This window comes from gamma proteobacterium symbiont of Axiagastus rosmarus (assembly GCF_059730925.1).
This window is the reverse complement of sequence record NZ_AP035925.1, coordinates 3,488,481-3,509,689: the sequence shown is the minus strand read 5'-3', so window position 1 is coordinate 3,509,689 and position 21,209 is coordinate 3,488,481. Positions and strand designations below refer to the sequence as shown.

Below are 21,209 nucleotides of genomic sequence, written 5' to 3'. Positions count from 1 at the left end.
TCCATTGGGAATACGCATCCCGGTGTCGCTGGACACCTTTGAGCCACTGGCACTCACGCCATTCAAATCCAAAAAAATCGCGCTGGTCTGCGAAGGCGGCGGGCAACGCGGCATCTTCACGGCGGGCGTACTGGATGAATTTCAGCGCGCAGGCTTTAACCCCTTTCAGTTAATGCTCGGCACCTCAGCCGGGGCACAAAATCTCTCAGCCTTTGTCTGTGCTCAGCCCGGTTATGCGCGGCGCGTGATTACCCGATACACCACCAGTAAACTGTTTTTCGATCCGCTGCGTTTTGTGCGCGGTGGCCACCTGATCGATCTCGACTGGCTGGTCGATATCACTAAACAGGAGTTCCCGCTGGCGCTGAGCAGCGCCGAAAGCCTGTTTGCCAAAGGCAGCGAATTTTACATGTGCGCCTGCCGCAGCGATGATTACAGCGCGCAGTATTTCAATCCCACCAATCTGACCTGGCATGACATCATTAAGGCTTCCAGCGCGATCCCCGGTTTCTACCGCAGCGGCGTGCTGATGGATGGCGTGAGCTATCTCGACGGCGGCATCAGTGATGCTATTCCGGTGCGCGAAGCGGCGCGGCGTGGCGCCGATACCATTGTGGTGATCCGTACCGTGCCGTCACAGATGGCGTATACGCCGAAGTGGTTTAAACGCATGGAGCGCTGGCTGAGCGACAGCGCCCTGCAGCCGATGATCAATATCCTGCATCAGCACGAAGAGAGCTACCGCCAGATTCAGCAGTTTATTGAACAGCCGCCGGATAATCTGCGCATCATTGAAATCTTTCCGCCCAAGCCGCTGGCCAGCATGGCGCTGGGCAGTCGTCTGGCGTCACTGAATCAGGATTATCATCTGGGCCGCCGCAGCGGGCGCTATTTCCTGGCGACGCTGGGCCAGTGGCTGAGCGATGCTGAACCGCTGGCGCGACCGATTGCCGTGACGCCGCCAGCCGCCGTCGCCAACGCGCCGGATAACCGGCCGGTCAGCACGCCGCCGCTGGCGGGCAATGACGCCGACTACGATGCAGGATCGCTGGCATGAGATTTATCGACACCCACTGCCACTTTGATTTTCCGCCATTTGTTACCGCTGCCGAACACAGTATCGCGCAGGCGGCGCAGGCGGGTATCGAACGCATCATCGTGCCGTGCGTGGATGCCAGCCGTTTTGCCGTGGTGAGCCAGCTGGCGCAGCAGCATCCGGCGCTGTATAGCGCGCTCGGGCTGCACCCGATCAATATTGCGCAACATCAGGATGACGATCTCGATTGCCTTGAGCAGTACCTGCAAACGCCGGATGTAAAACGCGTGGCGATCGGGGAAATCGGGCTGGATCTGTATATGGAAGCGCCGGATTTTGCGCGGCAAACCCGGCTGCTGGAGGCGCAGCTGAAGCTGGCAAGGCGCTATGATTTGCCGGTGATCCTGCATTCGCGACGTACGCACGATCAGCTGGCGCAGCATCTGCGCCGTCACGACGTGCCGCGACGCGGCGTGGTGCACGGCTTTGCCGGTAGCCAGCAGCAGGCGGAGCGTTTCATCGCCCTTGGCTACGCGATTGGTGTCGGCGGCACCATTACCTACGCGCGCGCCAGCAAAACCCGCCACACCATCGCCAGCCTGCCATTGCAGGCGCTGCTGCTGGAAACCGATGCGCCGGATATGCCGCTGCACGGTTTTCAGGGCCAGCCAAATCGCCCGGAGCGCGCGCGTAATGTGTTCGAAGTATTGTGCCAGCTGCGCCCGGAACCGCCCGATGAGATCGCCGATGCGCTGTGGCACAACAGCCTGCGTTTGTTCGCCCTGCCGGAGTGAGTATTGATCCTGCGCCTGCCGCGATCTCACTTCATGGAACAGCGCCATTACGGTCAGTGAAGTGTTAACTCTGCTTAATGGCCGTTGCAATTTTGGTCGCGGCGCAAGTTATTGCGCGATAAATCATACCGCTCCAACTCTCCTCTGCGACTTCTGATGATGCGCGTACACCCACCTCTCTACCGCAAATTAGCTACGCTTTAACGATATCCGATACCTTTTTGCGGCAACATTTGTGATAATAATCACAATCGCATCATGCCGCGCTGTTCGGCAAAATAGCGATTTAATGTGATTAAAATCGCTAAATTCATGTATATCAGAGCGCGGTTTCTTTTTCCTTGTGACAAGCCTCGCAATTCCACGCGGCGTGAGTTGTTATAATTATCACATTCTCCGGTGAGCAGATTTCACCGGCCTGACTTTGGAGAGCACCATGACCGATCTGAATGCCGCCGCGCAGCGCGCGCTGCAACTGATGGACCTGACCACCCTGAATGAAGACGACACTGACGAAAAAGTGATCGCGCTGTGCCATCAGGCGAAATCACCGGCCGGTAACACGGCGGCGATCTGCATCTATCCGCGCTTTATCCCGATTGCACGTAAAACGCTGCGCGAGCAGGGCACGCCGGAAATTCGTATCGCGACCGTCACTAACTTCCCGCACGGTAACGACGACATCGACATCGCGCTGGCGGAAACCCGTGCGGCAATCGCCTATGGCGCGGATGAAGTTGACGTGGTGTTCCCGTACCGTGCGCTGATTGCCGGTAATCGTGACGTCGGCTTTGCGCTGGTAAAAGCCTGTAAAGAGGCCTGCGCGGCGGCGAACGTGCTGCTGAAAGTGATCATCGAAACCGGCGAGCTGAAAGAGGAAGCGCTGATTCGTGCAGCGTCCGAAATCGCGATCGATGCCGGCGCGGATTTCATCAAAACCTCTACCGGTAAAGTGCCGGTCAACGCCACGCCAGAGGTGGCGGCGATCATGATGCAGGTAATCCGTGACAAAGGCGTGCAGCAGCAGGTGGGCTTCAAACCGGCTGGCGGCGTGCGCACGGCGGAAGATGCCGCTATCTACCTGCAGCTGGCCGACGACATCCTCGGCAGCGGCTGGGCGGATGCGCGTCATTTCCGCTTCGGCGCTTCCAGCCTGTTAGCCAGCCTGCTGAATACCCTGGGTCACGCTACGGCGACCAGCAAAGCCGGTTATTGATCCACGCGGTCGCTAAAATGGCGGCCCACGGTGTCACTGCCGTCAGGTGCGTATTGCTGCGCAGCTGGCGGCTGTCATTCAGCGATAGATCGCTTTTCCGGGGAGGCAACCTTGTTCCTGCCACAAGAAATTATTCGTAAAAAACGCGACGGCCAGCCGCTGAGCGAAGCGGAAATCCGCTTTTTCATCAACGGCGTGCGTGATAACAGCGTATCTGAAGGGCAAATCGCCGCGCTGGCGATGACGATTTATTTTCACGACATGAACCTGGAAGAACGCGTGGCGCTGACCATGGCGATGCGCGATTCCGGCACGGTACTCAACTGGCAGGCGCTGAATCTCAACGGACCGATTGTTGATAAACACTCGACCGGCGGCGTGGGCGATGTCACTTCGCTGATGCTGGGTCCGATGGTGGCGGCCTGCGGCGGCTACGTGCCTATGATTTCCGGGCGCGGCCTCGGTCACACCGGCGGCACGCTGGATAAGCTGGAAGCCATTCCCGGCTTTGATATCTTCCCCAGCGACGATCGCTTCCGCCAGATCATCAAACAGGTCGGCGTTGCCATTATCGGTCAGACCAATTCGCTGGCGCCGGCGGATAAGCGGTTCTACGCCACGCGCGATATCACCGCCACCGTGGATTCTATTCCGCTGATCACCGCCTCGATCCTCGCCAAAAAATTAGCCGAGGGATTAGACGCGCTGGTGATGGATGTCAAAGTCGGATCCGGGGCGTTTATGCCAACCTTTGAGGCCTCGCAGCAGCTGGCGCAGGCGATTGTCGGCGTCGCCAACGGCGCGGGATGCAAAACCACCGCGCTGCTCACCGACATGAATCAGGTGCTGGCATCGAGCGCCGGTAATGCGCTGGAAGTGCGCGAAGCGGTGCATTTCCTCACCGGCGAGGCGCGCAATCCGCGGCTGCTGGAGGTCACGCTGGCGCTGTGCGCCGAGATGCTGATCTCCGGCAAACTGGCGGCGAACGAAGCCGAAGCGCGGCAAAAACTGCAGCAGGTGCTGGATAACGGTAAAGCGGCTGAGGTGTTTGCACGCATGGTGGCGGCGCAGAACGGCCCGACGGATTTCATCGAGCAGATGGACCGCTACCTGCCGGCACCGATGCTGAGCAAAGCGGTGTACGCCGATCGTCCCGGCATCGTCAGCGCCATGGACACGCGGGCGCTGGGCCTGGCGGTGGTGGCGCTGGGCGGTGGCCGTCAGCGCGCCAGCGACAGCATTGATTACAGCGTGGGCCTCAGCGACATGATCACGCTGGGCAGTGAGGTCAATGCGCAGCAGCCGCTGGCGGTGATTCATGCCGCATCGGAAGCGCAGTGGCAGCAGGCCGCTGCGGCAGTGAAAGCGGCGATAACGCTCAGCGACCACGCTCCGGAGGCCATGCCGGTGGTGTATCGCCGCATCAGCGAATAGTGGCGTAACTGCGTGCCAGGCAGCGGCCGTTCGGGTATACTGATCTGATCGCTTTTTTTTGACTTGTCATCGCGCTATGGCGCAGGAGACTTGCATGAAACGTGCTTTTATTATGGTTCTCGACTCCTTCGGGATTGGTTCCAGCAAAGACGCCGATAAATTCGGTGATGAAGGATCGGATACGCTCGGCCATATCGCCGAAGCGTGCTTTGAAGGCCGCGCCAATGAAGGCCGCGAAGGTCCGCTGCATCTGCCCAACATGACCGCGCTCGGCCTTGGCAAAGCGGCGGAACTCTCTACCGGCCGCTTCCCGCCGGGACTGGATCCGCAGGCGGAAATTATCGGCGCGTACGCCTACGCCAGCGAACTCTCTTCAGGCAAAGATACGCCGTCCGGCCACTGGGAAATCGCCGGGGTGCCGGTGCTGTTTGACTGGGGCTACTTCAGCGACAAAGAGAACAGCTTCCCGCAGGAGCTGCTGGATACGCTGGTAAAACGCGCCGATCTGCCGGGCTACCTCGGCAACTGCCACTCCTCCGGCACGGTAATTCTCGACCAGCTGGGCGAGGAGCACATGAAAAGTGGCAAGCCGATTTTCTACACCTCGGCAGATTCGGTGTTCCAGATTGCCTGTCATGAAGAGACCTTTGGCCTCGATCGCCTGTACGCGCTGTGTGAAATTGCGCGTGAAGAGCTGACCAACGGCGGCTATAACATTGGCCGTGTGATTGCGCGTCCGTTTGTCGGCGATAAAGCCGGTAACTTCCAGCGCACCGGTAACCGTCACGATCTGGCGGTCGAACCCCCGGCACCAACCATGCTGAAAAAGCTGGTGGATGAGAAGGGCGGCGAAGTGATTTCAGTGGGTAAAATCGCTGATATCTACGCGGAGCAGGGCATCACGCAAAAGGTCAAAGCCACCGGTCTGGATGCGCTGTTTGATGCCACCATTGAGCAGATGAAGAAGGCGCCGGACAACTCGATAGTGTTCACCAACTTCGTCGATTTTGACTCGACCTGGGGCCATCGCCGCGATATCGCCGGTTATGCCGGTGGGCTGGAGCTGTTTGACCGTCGTCTGCCGGAGCTGATGGCGCTGGTGAAAGAGGGCGATATCCTGATCCTCACCGCTGACCACGGCTGCGATCCGAGCTGGCACGGTACAGAGCACACGCGCGAGCACATCCCGATTCTGATCTACGGTCCAGAAGTAAAACCGGGCTCGCTGGGTTACCGCGATACCTTCGCCGATATCGGCCAGACCATCGCCAGCTATTTTGGCCTGTCCAGCATGGACTACGGCAAAAGCTTGCTGTAAAACAGCCACCACTTTTTGATAAGGAAGAACAACAATGGCAACTCCTCATATTAATGCCGAAATGGGCGATTTCGCGGACGTGGTGCTGATGCCAGGCGATCCGCTGCGTGCAAAACACATTGCCGAGACCTTCCTCGACGATGTGGTCGAAGTGAACAACGTACGCGGCATGCTGGGCTTCACCGGGACTTACAAAGGCCGCAAAATCTCCGTAATGGGCCACGGTATGGGTATTCCATCCTGCTCGATCTACACCAAAGAGCTGATCACCGATTTCGGCGTGAAGAAGATCATTCGTGTGGGTTCCTGCGGTGCAGTGCGTGCAGACGTGAAACTGCGTGATGTGGTGATTGGTATGGGTGCCTGCACCGACTCAAAAGTTAACCGCATGCGTTTCAAGGATCACGATTTTGCCGCCATCGCGGATTTCGATATGGTGCGTAACGCGGTTGACGCGGCTAAAGCGCTGGGCGTGGACGCGCGCGTCGGTAACATCTTCTCCGCTGATTTGTTCTATACGCCGGACCCGCAGATGTTCGACGTGATGGAGAAGTACGGCATCCTCGGTGTGGAGATGGAAGCGGCCGGCATCTATGGTGTGGCGGCAGAGTTTGGTGCCAAAGCGCTGACCATCTGTACCGTGTCGGATCATATCCGTACGCACGAGCAAACTACCGCGGCAGAGCGTCAGACGACGTTCAACGATATGATTAAGATCGCGCTGGAGTCGGTGCTGCTGGGGGATTGATTTTCCTGGGTTTTTCTTCGCCCTCACCCTAACCCTCTCCCGCCCGCGGGAGAGGGAACTGATCGAGCAACGGTTAACGCCCTCGCGCGGGAGAGGGGACTGATCGAGCAACGGTCAACGCCCTGTCCCGCATTCCTGACGTAGCCGCTCCACCGTAAACATCTGACACACTTTTACCCAGGCTTGTGCATCTTCCTGCTGGCTCTGCGGCGATCTCTCCTTATCATTAGCGTGATAATGAAGAGACTAAGCCCCTGATGAATTTCCGCAATTTCGAAGCCGAAGAGAAACTGTTTGTGCGCCGCGCGCTGGTGGCGTTTGCCCTGGTTGTTATCTGCTTCACCATTCTTGGCATCAACCTGTATCGCTTACAGGTGGATCAGCACAGCTATTACCAGACGCGTTCCAACGAGAACGACATCAAAATGATCCCCATCGCGCCGACGCGCGGGCTGATCTTCGATCGCAACGGCATCCCGCTGGTGCGCAACGTTACCTGGTACGACATCCTCGTCACGCCGTACAAAATCGACAACATGCAGGCGACGCTGAAGGCGCTGACGCCTATCGTCGATCTGACACCGGATGATATCGAAACCTTTGAGCATGAACTGAAGCAGAGCAGCCGCTATAAACCGGTGGAGCTAAAAGCCGAGCTCACCGACGAGGAGGTGGCGCGCTTCTCGGTCAATCAGTTCCGCTTCACCGGCGTCACCATTGATACCTATCAGGATCGGGAATACCCGTACGGCGCGGATCTGGCGCACGTGGTCGGCTACGTGTCGAAGATTAACGATAACGATTACAAGCGGCTCAATGCCGAGGGCGTGGGCGAAAACTATGCCGCCGACCATAACATCGGCAAGCAGGGTATTGAGGGCTACTACGAATCCCTGCTGCACGGCAAAACCGGCTATCAGGAAGTGGAAGTGGATAACCACGGCCGCATCGTGCGCGTGCTGAAAGAGGTGCCGCCGGTAGCAGGCAAAAACATCTGGCTGACGCTGGATCTGCATCTGCAGCAGTATGTGGAGAGCCAGCTGGCCGGGCAGCGTGCGGCGGTGCTGATTGAGGATCCGCACGATGGCGGCGTGCTGGCGATGGTCTCCAGCCCGAGCTACGATCCCAACCCGTTCGTGAAGGGCATCAGCTACAAAGCCTATAAAACGCTGCTGCAGGATAAAAACCTGCCGCTGATCAATCGCGTCACCCAGGGGCTGTATCCACCGGCATCGACGGTAAAACCCTACATGGCGATGTCGGCGCTGCTGAGCAAAGTGATTACGCCGGGCACCACCTTCTTTGGCGCGCCGACCTGGACGCTGCCGGGCACCGATCGCAAATACCGCGACTGGAAAAAGTCCGGCCACGGCATGCTCGACGTCACCAAAGCGATTGAAGAGTCCGCCGACACCTTCTTCTATCAGGTGGCGTTCATGATGGGCATCGACCGCATCCACAGCATGCTCAGCCAGTTCGGCTACGGCAAACCTACCGGTATCGATTTGAATGAAGAGTACGCCGGGCTGCTGCCAAGCCGCGAATGGAAGCAGAAAGTGCATAAACATACGTGGTATCAGGGCGATACGGTGTCGGTGGGCATCGGTCAGGGCTACTGGATCGCCACGCCGATTCAGATGGTGAAAGCCATGGTGGCGCTGATCAATAACGGCCGGGTGATTAATCCGCACCTGCTGGCCAAAGCACAGCGCGGCACCTGGCAGCAGGTTTACCAGCCGACCGCGCCGCAGCCGCAGATTGGCGATGCGAAATCACCGTACTGGTCGCTGGTGCGCCACGCCATGTTTGGTATGGCCAACGCGCCTAACGGCACCGGTTATAAATATTTCCATACCGCGCCGTACGGCATCGCCGCCAAGTCCGGTACGTCGCAGGTGTTTAGCCTGAAGCAGAACCAGACTTACAACGCGAAGATGATTCCGGTGCGCCTGCGCGACCACATTTTCTATACCGCCTTTGCGCCGTTTAACAACCCGCAGGTGGCGGTGGCGCTGATTCTGGAAAACGGCGGTAACGAAGGCATTACGGCCGCGCCGGTGATGCGCAATATCCTCGACCACATCTTCCTGCCGCCGCCGGATAGCAGCGTGCCGATGCAGACGGCCAGCACCGCGCAGGCGCGCTGATCAGCGGAAAAATACCCGGTTGCGGCCGTGGTGTTTGGCATCGTAGAGCGCAGCATCGGCATTGCTGTACAGCGTGTCGAAATCGGAGCCCGGCTTGCCGTAGCTCACGCCGAGGCTGGCGGTCACCAGTTGCTGCGGCAGCACCGCCAGCGGCGAGGCGTTAAGCGAGGCGTGGATCGCACCGGCGACAATCACCGCGTCGGACAGACGATAGTGCGGCAGCAGCACGGTAAACTCTTCGCCGCCGATGCGGCCAATGCTGGCGCCGGCCGGGCAGTGCGCCTGAATGCGCGTCACCAGCCCGCAAATCACCTTATCGCCCATCGGATGGCCGTATTCGTCATTGATCTTCTTGAAGTGGTCGATATCCAGAATGATCAGCGCCGCCGGGCCGCTCTCCAGCGTCTGGCTGATGCGCTGAATAATCGCGCCGCGATTCCACACCGCCGTTAGCGGATCGTGGCTGGCTTTGTACTCCAGCTCCTGCGCCAGCTGGTTTAACTGCTCATTTACGCGGTTCAGCTCGCGCTCCGCGCGATCGCTGCGGGAGATCAGCCGCCAGGTTTCGCGCATCAGGCGCTGATAGTGGCGATTCAGGTGCAGCAGCGCCTCGCGGTAATCCTGCGCGCTCAGCGTGTTTTGCGCCGCCACATGCTGTGAGCGATTCAGCACCTCGCTCTCTTCACGGAACAGCTCATTGAGGTCCATCATGACGCCAGTTCCGCCTGCAGATTAACCTGCAGATCGGTAAAATCCAGCGCCAGTTCCTGACCAAACTCTTCCGCGATGTCATCTTCCGCATCAAACAGCCAGTTCAGCGTGACGCGCTGACCGCGCTGCGCCAGCTGGTTGAACAGATCGAACAGGCTGAACAGCATTTTAGTGCTGGAGCTGTTGAAGTAGCGCAGCGCGATAGTGACGACCACCGCGTCGTTGTCGGTGGGTTGCCACTGCTCAAGGGCATCCAGCAGCGGGCGATAAAACGCCGCCGCGTTCTCCGGCCACGACTCGCCGCGCAGCGCAAACTGGCGGGTGGCAAAATCAAAACTCACTTCGGGCGTGCTCTCAGTGGCAGCGATAATCAGGTTTTGCATACAACCTCAATCCTGGTGAATGGTGGCTTTAAGCCAAAACGTGGCGTAGCCGCTGGCGGGCAGCGGACGCAGTTCATACTCCAGCGGCTCACTGACATCACGGGCAAGCGTCAGCAAACCGATATTGGCCCCTTTGCTGGTGGCGGGGCTCTCGGTGCGCAGACCGACACGGTAGGCCTGCTTAATTTCGTCGTTACTCATGGTACGCAGCAGATCGAGCCAGTCGCGCAGCTGCTCGCAGGCGGCCTGTTCGACCTGATTACTGCTCTCCAGCACGTAGTTATCGCCATCCACGTGCAGCGTTACGGTGCCAAAGCGAAAGTGCTGTTCGGCGTGGCTCAGGGTACGGCTGTCCTGCGAATAGCGCAGGATATTCTGCACAATCTCGACAAAGCTGGAGAACAGCCGGCGGCGCACTTTCAGCGGGGCCTGCTGGTTTTCCAGAAACACTTTGATCACTTCACCCATCGCGGTGATGTTCTGCGGCGAAAAGAAGCCGGTATAGTGCAGCGCAACGCTGTCGGGCGGCAGGTGCGTGCCGGTGGAAGCTGGAGGCATAAGAGGCTCGTTAATAACGCAGGCCAAACCAGGTGACGTCATCGCGTCGCGGCTGGTTGCCCTGCCAGTGAAGAAATGCCTGCGCAAACGCCGTGGAGAGCTCGGCCATCGGCAGGGTTTTATGTTGTGCAATGACCGTCTGAATCCGCTTTTTACCGAACATAATCTGCCGCGCGCCGCCGGGTTGATCGGTCACGCCGTCGCTCATCACCAGCAGCACATCGCCGGGCTGCAGTGTGCGCTGCTGCTGCGGCCAGCAATAGTCGTGCGGCGTATCGGTGTAGCCAACGCCGACGCGATCGGCCTGCAGCGCGGCTGCTTCACCCTGAATCGGCTGCAGCACCGCGTGCATGCGCGCGCTGGCCCAGCTCAGTTGATGGCTGGCCGTCTCCAGCCGCAGCGCAATCGCATCGCAGCCGTCGTTGGACAGCGAAGTCTGCTGCGAGGCATTAAGCTGGCCCAGGGTTTGTTTGATATGGCGGTTAAGCGCCTGCAGCAGGGCAGACGGCGTACGATGGTTGTGCTGCAGCGCACGCTCCAGCGCTGCATGCAGAATCACCGTCATAAACGCGCCGGGAATGCCGTGACCGGTGCAGTCGGCAATCAGCGCCAGCCAGCCGTGCTCGTCGCGGTGAAAGGCGTAATAGTCGCCGCCCACGCCGTCGCGCGGCTGCCAGTGCAGGCACCAGTCGCTCAGCTGCTGCGCCATCTGCTGCCGCGAGCGGTCCAGCATCGCGTCCTGAATCACCCGCGCGTAATCGATGCTCTGTAAAATTTGCTGATGCTGCTGCGCCTGCAAATCGGAGACGGTACGAATCAGGTCGATACCCAGACCGATGCCAATATAGCGGCCCTGTTCAGTCACGATAAAACCATCAGTCACTGATTTATCCCCGCTGGCGACCACCTGCTGCGCGACCCGATCGAGTTCGGTTTCGGCATCGATCACCAGCGGTTGTTTATCCATAAAGGCGATACAGCTTTTACGATCGTACAGCTCGCGGAAGAACGGGCGCGTCATTTGCGACAGAAAGATGTGGCGGTTAATCATGCCGAACGGCGTGCCGTTTTCCACCACCGGCAGGCCAATCAAATCTTTGTGTTCGCTAAACAGCGCCATTACCGCCGTGTTGTCCATCGCTGGCGTGACGAACGGCACCGCAATACACAGCGAACGCGCGCGGGCACGACCCGTCAGGGCGCTAAGCCCGGTGCGGAAATCAGGCTGCTGCATGAGAAAAAGTCTGGCGTTGATTAGGAATAATCTTAGGTTACGGCACGGCGATGACACTTTTATGTCACCGCCGGCCAGCGCACGCTGCTGCGCTTACTGCGGGGCTTTTAGCGCATCGGCGACGTTGCTGATGGCGCGCACCACCTCACTGGAGCTGCCGCGAATTTCGGCAATCACACCGCCCGCCTGCTGCGCGAGCACTACGCCCTGATCGGCACGTTTCAGGTTCGAAGCGATGCCTTTCTGCGCCTTATCCGCCAGCAGGTGGTTATGCCTCACCCGATTCTCGATTTCGCTGGTGGCGCGATTGATGTTCGCCGCGAGGGTGCGCACTTCACTGGCAACCACGGCGAAGCTGCGGCCATGCTGACCGGCGCGCGCGGCTTCCACCGCCGCATTGAGCGCCAGCAGATTGGTTTGGTCGGCAATACGGCGAATACTCTCCACGATGGCGCCGATGCGATCGGAAGAGTCGCTTAGGTCATTAATATTACCAGAAATACCGTGCAGTTCGCTGGCCAGCGCATTGATATTCTGCACGCTGTTCTCAATGACGGCTGCACCCTGTTGTGTGCTTTCGCTGGTATGCAGCGCGGTTTGCCAGGCCTGCTGCGCGGCTTCGCGCTCCAGCTGGTTTTTTTCCACCTGCGCGGTAACGTCGGTGGCGAACTTCACCACTTTGTACAGCTCGCCGGCGCTGTTAAACACCGGATTATAGGTGGCGCGCAGCCAGACGGTGTTGCCCTGCTTATTGACGCGCTCGAACTGGCCGGAGATATATTCACCCTGATTGAGCTTGTGCCAGAAGCGGCGATAGGCCTCGCTGGTGCGCATTTCGGGCGGACAGAACAGGCTGTGATGGCGACCGATGATCTCATCAGCGCGATAGCCCATGGTATTAAAGAAGTTATCGTTGGCCATCAGCACTTCACCTTTGAGGTTGAAAGCAATCACCGCCATCGAGCGCTCAATGGCGGTGGTCATGGCGCGCTGCTCCTGCGCATCCATGATGCGTGCGGTGATATCACTCGCCAGCTTAACGATTTTAATCACCCGACCGTGGCGATCCTGCACCGGTACGTAGTTGGCTTCCAGCCAGATCGGACGGCTGTGCTTCGCCACGCGCAAAAACTTATCGCTGAAGCCTTCGCCGCGATTCAGACGCTGCCAGAACTCGCGATACTGCGGTGACTGCACCATATCTGGCGTGCAGAACAGGCTGTGATGCTGGCCGACAATTTCTGCCAGCGTGTAGCCCATGCGCTCCAAAAACAGCGCGTTGGCGGTAAGGATGTGACCATCAGGCGTAAACTCAACCATGGCGATGGCCTCCTGCAGCGAACTGAGCGTTGCGCTGCTGTGACTGCGTTTCTGCCACGCGAGGCGCGACAGGATTCCCGATGTAATAGTGCTGAACATGGTGGACCTTATTATGGTTATGGGATGTCAGCACGGTTATCGGCGTGAGTGGCTAAAAATTCACCGCTAAATGACGCGGTTGCGCAGGTTTTTACCATCGGGTCCGGCGGTTGCTGCAAAAGGCAGCAGTCAGCTGATTTTTACCGAAAAGCGTTTGACGGTACGGCGCGAGTAAGGTTTAATGCGCCCCGTTGCCCGGATAGCTCAGTCGGTAGAGCAGGGGATTGAAAATCCCCGTGTCGGTGGTTCGATTCCGCCTCCGGGCACCACTCTTCAGAGCCTGTTCGTTAGGGGTTGAGATCCTTAACGGGCATGACAGTGGTCCCCAGCATGATGTTGGTAGTTTGCTTACCGCACCATTGTTGAACACGGGACTTAAAGTCCGGAGGATGTTGCTGCATCCTCTGGACTTCTCACATCCTTAAAAAATACTTCAGCATCGTGTTTACCTTTAGAAATGTTTTCTGTCAATCTTTTGTAAAGGTTTGCCTCCCTTTTTTTCCTCTTTTAGAATCATATCGTTAAGATTTGACTTAAGATTACTCTTAGGCCACCTCCAGCTGTTCGAGAACGCTCCTGACCTTGTTGATGTCGCTCTCAACGTATTGCAGAGTGACTGCAGGCGTTGAATGGCCCAGAAGATCCTGAGCCATTTTCAGGTTTCGGTCAGGCATACTCATCAGATTTGTAGCTATGGTGTGCCGGAATCGATGAGGACTCACAACAAAACCACATTCATTTGAAAGCCGGCGAAAAAAAGCACGCAATGGTGGATTATCCATGTTTTCACTTGTCTCATTTCTGCGACCATCAAATCGGGATAAATTGAAAAGCTGATCCTCCATCTTTGCTCCTCTTTCCAGAGAACGGTTATAAAGCATTTCTAATCTTGGTCTCAGATGACGCGTGATCGGAACAAGATGCTCGCGATGGTTTTTTGCTCCTTCCGGTCGAAGGCTTATCCAGTTATGCAAAAAATTAACGTCACATAATCGTATATGCAGAAGCTGATTCTGCCTCATCCCTGTCCTTCGTAAAGCATCCAGCACGGTAAGCCAGAACCATGCAGGCCTCAATGCCGACCTGTAGTTATAGTTTTTACCATACTGTTCATCCGCCTCCCTGGCCTCCATTAAAAGATATATTTTATTAATCTGGATATCAGTCAGGGTTTTCTTTCGCTTTACATCTGGCCGTGCAATCTTGCCATTAAAGGGATTTTTGGTTGCCGAAATATAACCTTCTTCAATCGCAAAGTTGAATAATGCTCTCATGTGAGTGAGCTTATTGTTCCAAGTGGTTTTTGTCAGACCCTCCACATTAATCACATGTCTGCGCCAGTTTAAAACCAACCTGTCATCAACATCAGCAGGAGATATGGCTGCTCCAGCAAAATTAAGGAAAGTCTTTAATACTTTTCTGTAACTCCATTCAGTTGCAACACGAAGAGTTTTACTAAAAAAATATCCTTCAATAAGTTCATCAAATGAACATGAATCTTTCATTTTGACCTCAGTTTTATAAATTCTCCCCAGCCAGTCATTTTCTGGCTGAAAGCCATGTGCTGTCCGAAGGACAGCTCCCTTTTTTAAATAAAATGTCGGCATTAATCATATAGCCTGACACTTTTGTAAAACGACCGCTCTTATCCGGCGTATCGTATTGATGGTAATGGAATAACCCCTTACCATTTCGTGAATGGTGTACGTTCAGTGCCTCAAAACTTTTTTGTAGTCTGGCCTTATCCGTATCACTGCCTCCTGCAGTCGTGGTGTAACGGTAAAAACAGGCCGGTGAGACTACAAAAACAAACTGCGCCAGAACGTGAAGCAGACTGTCCTTTTGATTTACGCTCAGCGTGCCGTCCTCAATGCTGTCCCTGATCCATTCAAGAAAGAGCACACCCGATTCTTCTCCCTTATCTTTCCTCTTTTCATCAGAATGAAACACATCAGTTGTAATTGGCGTGGCTGGACGATTATCCGCAGAAGAATTATCCATTGCCGTAGCAGTTTTCCCTTCAGCCATTAAATCAAGCAATGACAGAAGATTCTCCGTAGATCCCTGCATCTGCACTTCTTCTCCCGTACTGATGGCGTTTTCTGCAGAAAGCAGCGGTTCCTCAGCTGTGAGTGCGGATTCCAGCTCCAGTAAAGGCGCAGGTGGGATAATCTTCTCAGGCGACAACTCGTTTTCCTGAACAGAACTGTAGTCTGAAACTCCAGTTTTAATTGGCACTAAAGGACCTTCCGCATTATCGAGACTGGACAATGAGTTAGGTATTACTTCATATAATTTCGGGGGGGTATGGTCTGTAACTGATGTGATATTAACCAGAGATACCTGCTGAGGTTTTTGCCCGGACATTACGGTCTCATTTGAAAGACCGCAGCTGCTCAGGGCATCGTTAACAATACTGGTTAATATCCCGGCTTCAGCACGGCGTCCCGACAGAAATAGCAGGAGCGTATCAGTAAGAACGGGCCAGCGCTGAAGCCACAGCAGGGCCGCCTCAGGCAATAGTCTTAGCGCCACAAATACGCAGTTCATCTCGCCTGATGGTTCTATGGTCTGTCTGACCCGCCATTGCTCTCCAGGCACGCTAAGACCGGGATACCAGACCCGACCGTTTTTCAGAGCCCCTTCCATCTGCATCAGCCAGGGCAGATGATGGAACAGCCCTGCCCAGTAAGCAGCACAGACCCAGCCGGGAGTTTGCTCAGCCTGTTCTTCAGGCGTGGCGCCCGGTGGCAGCATCATGCCACGGACCAGCCTGACCGCACGCGCGGCTACGTTCAGGCTGAGTTCATTAAATCCTCCGGGACCAGAGTACGGGCCGTACCAGGCTGCCGGGCAGGTCTGCACCCTTGCCGCCATCTCCTCCAGAGGCCTGAGCCACCAGGCTTCAGTGACTTCTTTTGAAAACGGGCTGTTTTCTGTCAGCACCCTGATGAGGCGACGGTTTTCGTTTGTCTGCAGTAGCACACTTCCCGTCTGAGCAGGGTGCCAGCTACCGTCAGCAACAGGCCGGGATGACGTGTCTCCCTTAGAGAGTCTCTCTCCCGGCTGGCTTTCCTGTCTGCCTCTGCCTGTTAACCAGTTAAGTCCAATCACCGTCACCTCCGCCGGAATATGCCTGCTGAATATGACGCTAAGCTAAAAGCTCTACGGACAATTTCAACCGGAAACCCGTAACCGTCTCTGACAGAAATCCTGCTTGTTAAAATGTTCAGAAGTGGTTTCAGATTTTCAGGGTGATCTGGTAACACCGTGATGCTTTCCTGCATACCTCTGATTACACCGGTATCGCGAGCCATCGTATGCAACAATTCTTTGTTTTGTTTTTTTTTATGATCTGGCTGGCACTGTGCGGGTCTTTGAGCCTGAGTTTCCCCCTCCAGGGCACTTCCACCGGGTTTTATCTGGTATGGGTGCTGCTGTTCTGTCTTCCCTTTCTGCTTCGCCCGCTCGCATGGGCAGAGCGGCAGTTAAGACCGGCGCTGACGCTGATCCGCCATCGTCGCAGTCGGGCGTGGGTGCACCTCGCCCCCTGGCAGCCCACCACAGATCTGACGCCAGAGCGGGTCCATCAGTTCTGGCAAGGCGTGAAGGCGTCAACCCGACAGGCTCTGGAAAAGCACCACATCGTTATCATCTCCTCGCACCTTCTGACCGACATTCGTGCCCGCCGGATGCTGGCCTGTATCGCTGAAGGTGGACTCACCGTCCATCACCACACTTACCGTATCCCTTTTACACCGGCGATGAGAGCGCTGATGCAACTGGAAATTCTCTTCCGGCAGTGGCGCTGGCGCACGGAATTCCGTAGTGACTGGCCCGTGCTGATACTACGGCGTAAATCTTCCTGGTCGGAAAAATAATTTCTGGTGTTAGGGCGTTTAGGGAATGTTCACACTGACTACACACATGCATTCGAATTGAACGATCATGTGCAGCCCTTCATTCCACAGGCTGTTAATATGAAAAAAATTCTCTCCATTATGACCCTTTTAATAACGCTAACCGGCTGCAGCGGCAATAACCTCACAAGCTATCTCAACCCTGTCAGTCAGCAACCGGTAACAGGCAACGAAGAGTCGGCAACACGCAATAATACGGTGTGAAAGTCTGGCCCGGGTCCTCTTGATACGCCTGCTATGAACCTTAAACAGCATTACGGGTTTGTATCTGACATCGATCTCTCCGCGCACGTAACAGCTGTCAGGGTAATGCAGGCTGGTCAGCATCGGCGATCGCCGAAGGCACCAGTTGGCAGGCACAGCCGGGTAGCTACTGTCGCATGAGTCGGAACTTGGCAGGAAATGACCGCCTGACTCTCGATGTTCGGGGGAACAGCAAAGAGAGCTTTATCACAGCAACCTATATATCTTCTAATAAGGAACAACACTTGGACCACTGTCTGGCCCGCCTTCAGCGACAGGCGTTGTTCTGCAAGCTCGTGCGGTACGGAGTACCAGTGACGGACATATTCGACGCGGTAGTAAGGGCCCACCTAAATTGACTTATATTCGGTTTATCCATACGGCGAAAGCGGTAGCGCTGAGAGTGCGGCTGCGTCCAGCTCGCGGAAGGGCTCAGCGCGGCTCTGGTTGCCGTAGGCTTTCATCGGACGGTTGTTCATGTCCGTCAGCAGCTCGTGCAGGCGCGTATTTAGCGCCCTCAGCGTGTAGAAGGTCTCACCGCGGATGCGCGCCAGCAGCCACCTTTCCACGATGAGCACGCCGTTTTCTGCTTTCTGATTATCCTTCGGTTTATACGGGCGGGCATCAAGAATGCGTGTCTTTAATGAACCAGGTGGTTCTGTTAATATAATTTCTTCTACAGGGAGAAATAATATGCGAACGCTGACCGAACAAAAACGAACTGACATCCTGAACGCTGCCACGACCGTCTTTCTTGAGCAGGGGTATGAACGCGCCTCCATGGAAGGAGTGGCAAGAACAGCAGAATGCTCCAAAGCCACGCTTTATAACTACTTTGCCTCCAAGGAAAGCCTTCTTGAGGCCGTCGTCAGGGCCTACGGCACCAACTTTCTGACGCGCGCTGCAGATGATCTGTGCAGTCAGGACAGCCGCCATCTTCCTCTGCCTGACAGGCTGCAGCGATTTGGCGAAGGCATGCTGGGTGCCATGACGTCGGACTGGAAGGGACTTCAGTTGTATCGCATGGTCATCGGCGAGGCGGGCCATTCCGGCATCGGTGATATCTTTTATGAGTCCGGCGTCCGGGAAAGCATGAACGCCCTGGCGGCGCTGATGGAGCAGCATATTGAAGCGGGCGACCTTCTGCCCTCCAGCCCCGAACTACGTGCGAAACAGTTTTCTGCGCTAGTGAAGGCCGAGGCTGACGAGCTCTTTCTCCGTCATCACATGCCGGCTTACACGCACGATGATATTGTCGGCATGGTGCGAAGTGCTGTAAACGTGTTTCTGTCGGGCACGTCACCGCGCTGACAAAGCGAGACGGCCTCGGACGATTCAATAAAACCCATTGACAAATTTGACTCCATAAATAAACTGATACGTACAGTTTATTTATGGAGGTAAGTTAATGCTTAATCGTTTTATTATGGTAGCAGGTCTGACCATGGGGTCACTTCTGCTAAGCGGCTGCGTTTCTTTATTCTGAGGAACTGACATGCGTCTTGTTTACAGCCTCATCACCGGCATGGCCGTGCTGATGCTCTCCGGGTGTCTTTCCGTCGGCAGCCACATCTGAACCTTTCAGGCCCGCCTTCCGGCGGGTTTTTTCTGGCGCTGTTTGCACCCGGTCAGAATGACGCCTCCGTCAGCATGAGTACAATCAAGGCGCTGATGGCGAGAGCCACTGGGGTTTCAGTAACAAGCAGCTTCATAAGCGAGTTCTGACGGACTCCCCAGGCGCCTTCAGCATATTTTCGCCCACGTCGGGCTTTCAGGCGCCGTATGTGGACGACTTCTGTAATATTACTGATGACGCGCCACCACATAATCATCACGGTCGCAGCCAGGACGCCAAATAAAATCAGAATGCTTAGCGTATTCCAGTCCCCCAGGAGGCATCGGTATTAATCCCTGTCAGTTTCTCAATCAAATGTATTCCCCTTCATGTAAAGTTATCGCTGATGGTGCCCTCAAGCTGGCGAACCGTACAGTTCGAGACCGGTGCTGTGGTTTTTCACCAGAGAGTGACGTCGCTAAGCACCAGCAGCGCACACAGCGCATCCACGACAAGGCATTCCGCCACCAGGAATATCCTCAGCGGTTCTGATGAGACCCCCCATACCCTGACGGCATAGTATCTGGCCCGCAACTTCCCGAACTGGCGCAGGCGGTATATCTCCCTGAGGTTACCGGCGGTTCTCAGCAGGGCGAATGCCACGGTTATCAGCATGGCTCCATACACGAACCATTGCCGCGGCGGCGTATTTTCCAGCGTCTCCGCTATCAGACAGCCATTCATTAGGCGATCCTGACGTCAAATGCGGTGAGGACGCCGCCGGCAATAAAAATAAGCGCCAGAGCGGCTCTGATAAGCAGCGACTTCATGCTTCTACACGTGCCGCATACTGGAGCAGAAAATCAGCCGTTCTGCGCCTGACCTCTTTGCGGAGCAGTACCTTAACCTGCTGAACGCCGGCCATGAGGTTCAACAGTTCCTCCGTCTGCGTCAGGTAGGCGCGCGCCATTTCGCCGGAGGGCCGGCAGCGCAGCTCTCCGCGCAGCATTGCCGTATCAATAACGCTCCGGGCATAATCCGCTGCCGGCGTAAAAAAGGTGTCCCGTCCCCTGCAGTGAGGCGGGCCCCTGGTTTCGCCGCATTTCTGCAGCGTCAGCATCATTCTTATCAGCCTCCGCCGCACCGGCAGGCCGGAATAGCGAAGCGGTAGAGTCCAGATAAAACCAGCGCGCCCATCGCTCTCTTCCCGCCTGGGCTCCGGCACGTCCTCCTTAAGTGCCGGCACGATCACCTGCTGAGAACGGGCTCGGTGAGTGGCGCCTGATGACGAAAATTCCGGGTAAATGTAAAGCATGCTGTACTCCTCGTATGAAAGTTACAGACACGAAATGAAACATTCTCTTGACAGAGTCAGGATAAACCATATTAACTGAACCGTACAGTTCATTATTTTAAAAAGTAACCGGAGAATATTTTATGGTTTGCCTGACAAAACAGCTGTTCCGTACGCTTATCCTGACCGCCGTCATTGCCGCTGCGGGGTGTTCGTCCACCTCACCGGTAAAATATTCCGGCATTGAGTCCACGTCCCGGATGACCCCCAACACGGCTGATGACAGCGACCGGATCCCGTTCCGCTACGCCGCGCCCGTTGACTGGAGTAAATACCGGAGTATCATCATCGACCCCGTCGAAATCTATAGCGGCAGCGACGCGCAGTTCAATGACCTGTCCCAGGAAGACCGGCGCAATCTGGCAGACTACATGCAGAAAAAGTTCGCCGAAGTGCTGGCGGAAAAATTTACCGCAAACACCCACGCCGGGAACGCGCCTTCTCTCCGGCTTAAGCTGACGCTGACCGGCGCGGACACGACGCCTCAGGTTGTGGGGACTTTCACGAAGTTCGACCTGGCCGGCGGCCCGTACAATATCGTCCAGTCCGTGCGAGGAGGCCGCGGCCTGATGAGCGGATACGTCAACTATGCGGTGGAAGTAAAAGATGCAGCGACCGGCGAGCTTCTGCTGGCCTACGTGGCGGAGCAGTACCCCAACGCCATGAACGTGGGTGCAACGTTTGGCTCAATGAGCGCGGCAGAGACCGGGGTGGACAAAGGCGCGGAGCAACTGCTGGAAAAACTTCGCTGAGGCAGGCGACAACCGAAACGGTTTGCTGTTAGTTAGTAAGTGCCCCTGCATATGCTGACAGATATTCTTGTCAGGCCGTTCCGGCCCGGGTCAGGACTACATGGGAGGCAGACTTTGAAACTTCTGGACAGCTATACGCTGGATGAGATTGCGAGCCTGACCAGAGGCGTATTCCGCTTTCGTGAGCTGTGGCTCCGGGAAACGACCGTTACAGGCAGCCGGTGGCAGGCGGCCCATCTCCGTCGTGAGATTATTACAGGAGGGGGGCGTACGCTCTTAACCCTAGCCGGGGACGGTAGTGTTATCCCTGACGAGCATTCCCGGGAAAGATATGCGGGCGACGACGGCAATCCGGAATTAACTGGTAGGGGTGAACCTGGCGTGTGT

The 21,209-nt window shown here is 56.3% G+C and carries 20 protein-coding genes, 1 tRNA gene and 1 pseudogene; 12 read left to right on the top strand and 10 right to left on the bottom strand.

Annotation, left to right across the window (positions count from 1 at the left end; translation table 11 throughout):
- Nucleotides 1-4: 4 nt before the first annotated feature.
- The 7 genes from AC6I8F_RS16635 to mrdA all read left to right on the top strand — a co-directional run bounded on the left by AC6I8F_RS16635 (nucleotide 5) and on the right by mrdA (nucleotide 8,693).
- Nucleotides 5-1,057, top strand: a complete 1,053-nt coding sequence (locus AC6I8F_RS16635) for a patatin-like phospholipase family protein (protein ID WP_031279725.1) — start codon at nucleotides 5-7, stop codon at nucleotides 1,055-1,057.
- Complete coding sequence (locus AC6I8F_RS16630; RefSeq protein WP_498028253.1) at nucleotides 1,054-1,830, top strand: TatD family hydrolase; 777 nt, start codon at nucleotides 1,054-1,056, stop codon at nucleotides 1,828-1,830. Before AC6I8F_RS16635 ends, AC6I8F_RS16630 begins: the two co-directional genes overlap by 4 nt.
- Nucleotides 1,831-2,266: 436 nt before the next feature.
- Nucleotides 2,267-3,046 (top strand): deoxyribose-phosphate aldolase, encoded by a 780-nt coding sequence (deoC, locus tag AC6I8F_RS16625; RefSeq protein ID WP_058770662.1) that lies wholly within the window; start codon nucleotides 2,267-2,269, stop codon nucleotides 3,044-3,046.
- A 111-nt stretch (nucleotides 3,047-3,157) separates the two neighbouring features.
- The gene (deoA, locus tag AC6I8F_RS16620) at nucleotides 3,158-4,480 is read left to right on the top strand and encodes a thymidine phosphorylase (RefSeq protein ID WP_241798022.1); all 1,323 of its coding nucleotides are present in this window, start codon (nucleotides 3,158-3,160) and stop codon (nucleotides 4,478-4,480) included.
- Nucleotides 4,481-4,574: 94 nt separating this feature from the next.
- Nucleotides 4,575-5,798, top strand: coding sequence for a phosphopentomutase (gene deoB / locus AC6I8F_RS16615; RefSeq protein ID WP_021507655.1), 1,224 nt, complete (start codon nucleotides 4,575-4,577; stop codon nucleotides 5,796-5,798).
- Nucleotides 5,799-5,832: 34 nt separating this feature from the next.
- Nucleotides 5,833-6,546, top strand: coding sequence for a purine-nucleoside phosphorylase (gene deoD / locus AC6I8F_RS16610; RefSeq protein ID WP_021507654.1), 714 nt, complete (start codon nucleotides 5,833-5,835; stop codon nucleotides 6,544-6,546).
- Between the two features lie 257 nt (nucleotides 6,547-6,803).
- Complete coding sequence (gene mrdA, locus AC6I8F_RS16605) at nucleotides 6,804-8,693, top strand: penicillin-binding protein 2 (RefSeq protein WP_058759549.1); 1,890 nt, start codon at nucleotides 6,804-6,806, stop codon at nucleotides 8,691-8,693.
- On the opposite strand, the gene AC6I8F_RS16600 is transcribed toward mrdA, so the two are convergent.
- From AC6I8F_RS16600 to AC6I8F_RS16580, 5 genes are all read right to left on the bottom strand, one after another.
- The gene (locus AC6I8F_RS16600; RefSeq protein ID WP_021507652.1) at nucleotides 8,694-9,404 is read right to left on the bottom strand and encodes a GGDEF domain-containing protein; all 711 of its coding nucleotides are present in this window, start codon (nucleotides 9,402-9,404) and stop codon (nucleotides 8,694-8,696) included.
- A complete protein-coding gene (locus AC6I8F_RS16595) occupies nucleotides 9,401-9,787 on the bottom strand; it encodes a DUF1987 domain-containing protein (protein ID WP_021507651.1) in 387 nt (128 codons plus the stop codon). Before AC6I8F_RS16595 ends, AC6I8F_RS16600 begins: the two co-directional genes overlap by 4 nt.
- A gap of 6 nt (nucleotides 9,788-9,793) precedes the next feature.
- A complete protein-coding gene (locus tag AC6I8F_RS16590) occupies nucleotides 9,794-10,345 on the bottom strand; it encodes a SiaB family protein kinase (RefSeq protein ID WP_159377336.1) in 552 nt (183 codons plus the stop codon).
- A 10-nt stretch (nucleotides 10,346-10,355) separates the two neighbouring features.
- Entirely contained in the window at nucleotides 10,356-11,579 is a 1,224-nt protein-coding gene (locus AC6I8F_RS16585) for a SpoIIE family protein phosphatase (protein ID WP_159377335.1), read from the bottom strand.
- Nucleotides 11,580-11,672: 93 nt separating this feature from the next.
- Nucleotides 11,673-12,998, bottom strand: coding sequence for a methyl-accepting chemotaxis protein (locus tag AC6I8F_RS16580; protein ID WP_159377334.1), 1,326 nt, complete (start codon nucleotides 12,996-12,998; stop codon nucleotides 11,673-11,675).
- 193 nt (nucleotides 12,999-13,191) lie between these two features.
- Here AC6I8F_RS16580 and AC6I8F_RS16575 point away from each other — a divergent pair.
- A tRNA-Phe gene (locus tag AC6I8F_RS16575) sits at nucleotides 13,192-13,267 on the top strand.
- Nucleotides 13,268-13,543: 276 nt separating this feature from the next.
- On the opposite strand, the gene AC6I8F_RS16570 is transcribed toward AC6I8F_RS16575, so the two are convergent.
- Together AC6I8F_RS16570 and AC6I8F_RS16565 are read right to left on the bottom strand one after the other, a co-directional pair.
- Entirely contained in the window at nucleotides 13,544-14,503 is a 960-nt protein-coding gene (locus AC6I8F_RS16570) for a tyrosine-type recombinase/integrase (protein ID WP_088516004.1), read from the bottom strand.
- Nucleotides 14,504-14,537: 34 nt separating this feature from the next.
- Nucleotides 14,538-16,112: a TraI domain-containing protein gene (locus AC6I8F_RS16565; protein WP_498028252.1), complete on the bottom strand. Its 1,575-nt coding sequence runs from the start codon at nucleotides 16,110-16,112 to the stop codon at nucleotides 14,538-14,540.
- Between the two features lie 206 nt (nucleotides 16,113-16,318).
- Here AC6I8F_RS16565 and AC6I8F_RS16560 point away from each other — a divergent pair, with 206 nt between their 5' ends.
- Both AC6I8F_RS16560 and AC6I8F_RS16555 read left to right on the top strand, forming a co-directional pair.
- Nucleotides 16,319-16,879 carry a hypothetical protein gene (locus tag AC6I8F_RS16560; RefSeq protein WP_498028251.1) on the top strand — a complete coding sequence of 187 codons (561 nt, stop codon included), beginning with the start codon at nucleotides 16,319-16,321 and terminating at the stop codon, nucleotides 16,877-16,879.
- 99 nt (nucleotides 16,880-16,978) lie between these two features.
- On the top strand, nucleotides 16,979-17,122 hold the full coding sequence (locus tag AC6I8F_RS16555) for a lipoprotein (protein ID WP_369597186.1): 144 nt from the start codon (nucleotides 16,979-16,981) through the stop codon (nucleotides 17,120-17,122).
- A 281-nt stretch (nucleotides 17,123-17,403) separates the two neighbouring features.
- Here the strand turns inward: AC6I8F_RS16555 and AC6I8F_RS16550 are convergent.
- A pseudogene (locus AC6I8F_RS16550) lies at nucleotides 17,404-17,799 on the bottom strand (Mu transposase domain-containing protein); the annotation flags it as partial.
- A 55-nt stretch (nucleotides 17,800-17,854) separates the two neighbouring features.
- Between AC6I8F_RS16550 and AC6I8F_RS16545 the strand changes: the two are divergent.
- Nucleotides 17,855-18,472, top strand: a complete 618-nt coding sequence (locus AC6I8F_RS16545; RefSeq protein WP_088516002.1) for a TetR/AcrR family transcriptional regulator — start codon at nucleotides 17,855-17,857, stop codon at nucleotides 18,470-18,472.
- 703 nt (nucleotides 18,473-19,175) lie between these two features.
- Here AC6I8F_RS16545 and AC6I8F_RS16540 read toward each other — a convergent pair.
- Complete coding sequence (locus AC6I8F_RS16540; RefSeq protein WP_088516000.1) at nucleotides 19,176-19,460, bottom strand: hypothetical protein; 285 nt, start codon at nucleotides 19,458-19,460, stop codon at nucleotides 19,176-19,178.
- A gap of 82 nt (nucleotides 19,461-19,542) precedes the next feature.
- A complete protein-coding gene (locus AC6I8F_RS16535; protein ID WP_498028250.1) occupies nucleotides 19,543-20,031 on the bottom strand; it encodes a hypothetical protein in 489 nt (162 codons plus the stop codon).
- Between the two features lie 122 nt (nucleotides 20,032-20,153).
- Here AC6I8F_RS16535 and AC6I8F_RS16530 point away from each other — a divergent pair, with 122 nt between their 5' ends.
- On the top strand, nucleotides 20,154-20,822 hold the full coding sequence (locus AC6I8F_RS16530) for a DUF3313 domain-containing protein (protein WP_088515999.1): 669 nt from the start codon (nucleotides 20,154-20,156) through the stop codon (nucleotides 20,820-20,822).
- Nucleotides 20,823-21,209 lie beyond the last annotated feature (387 nt).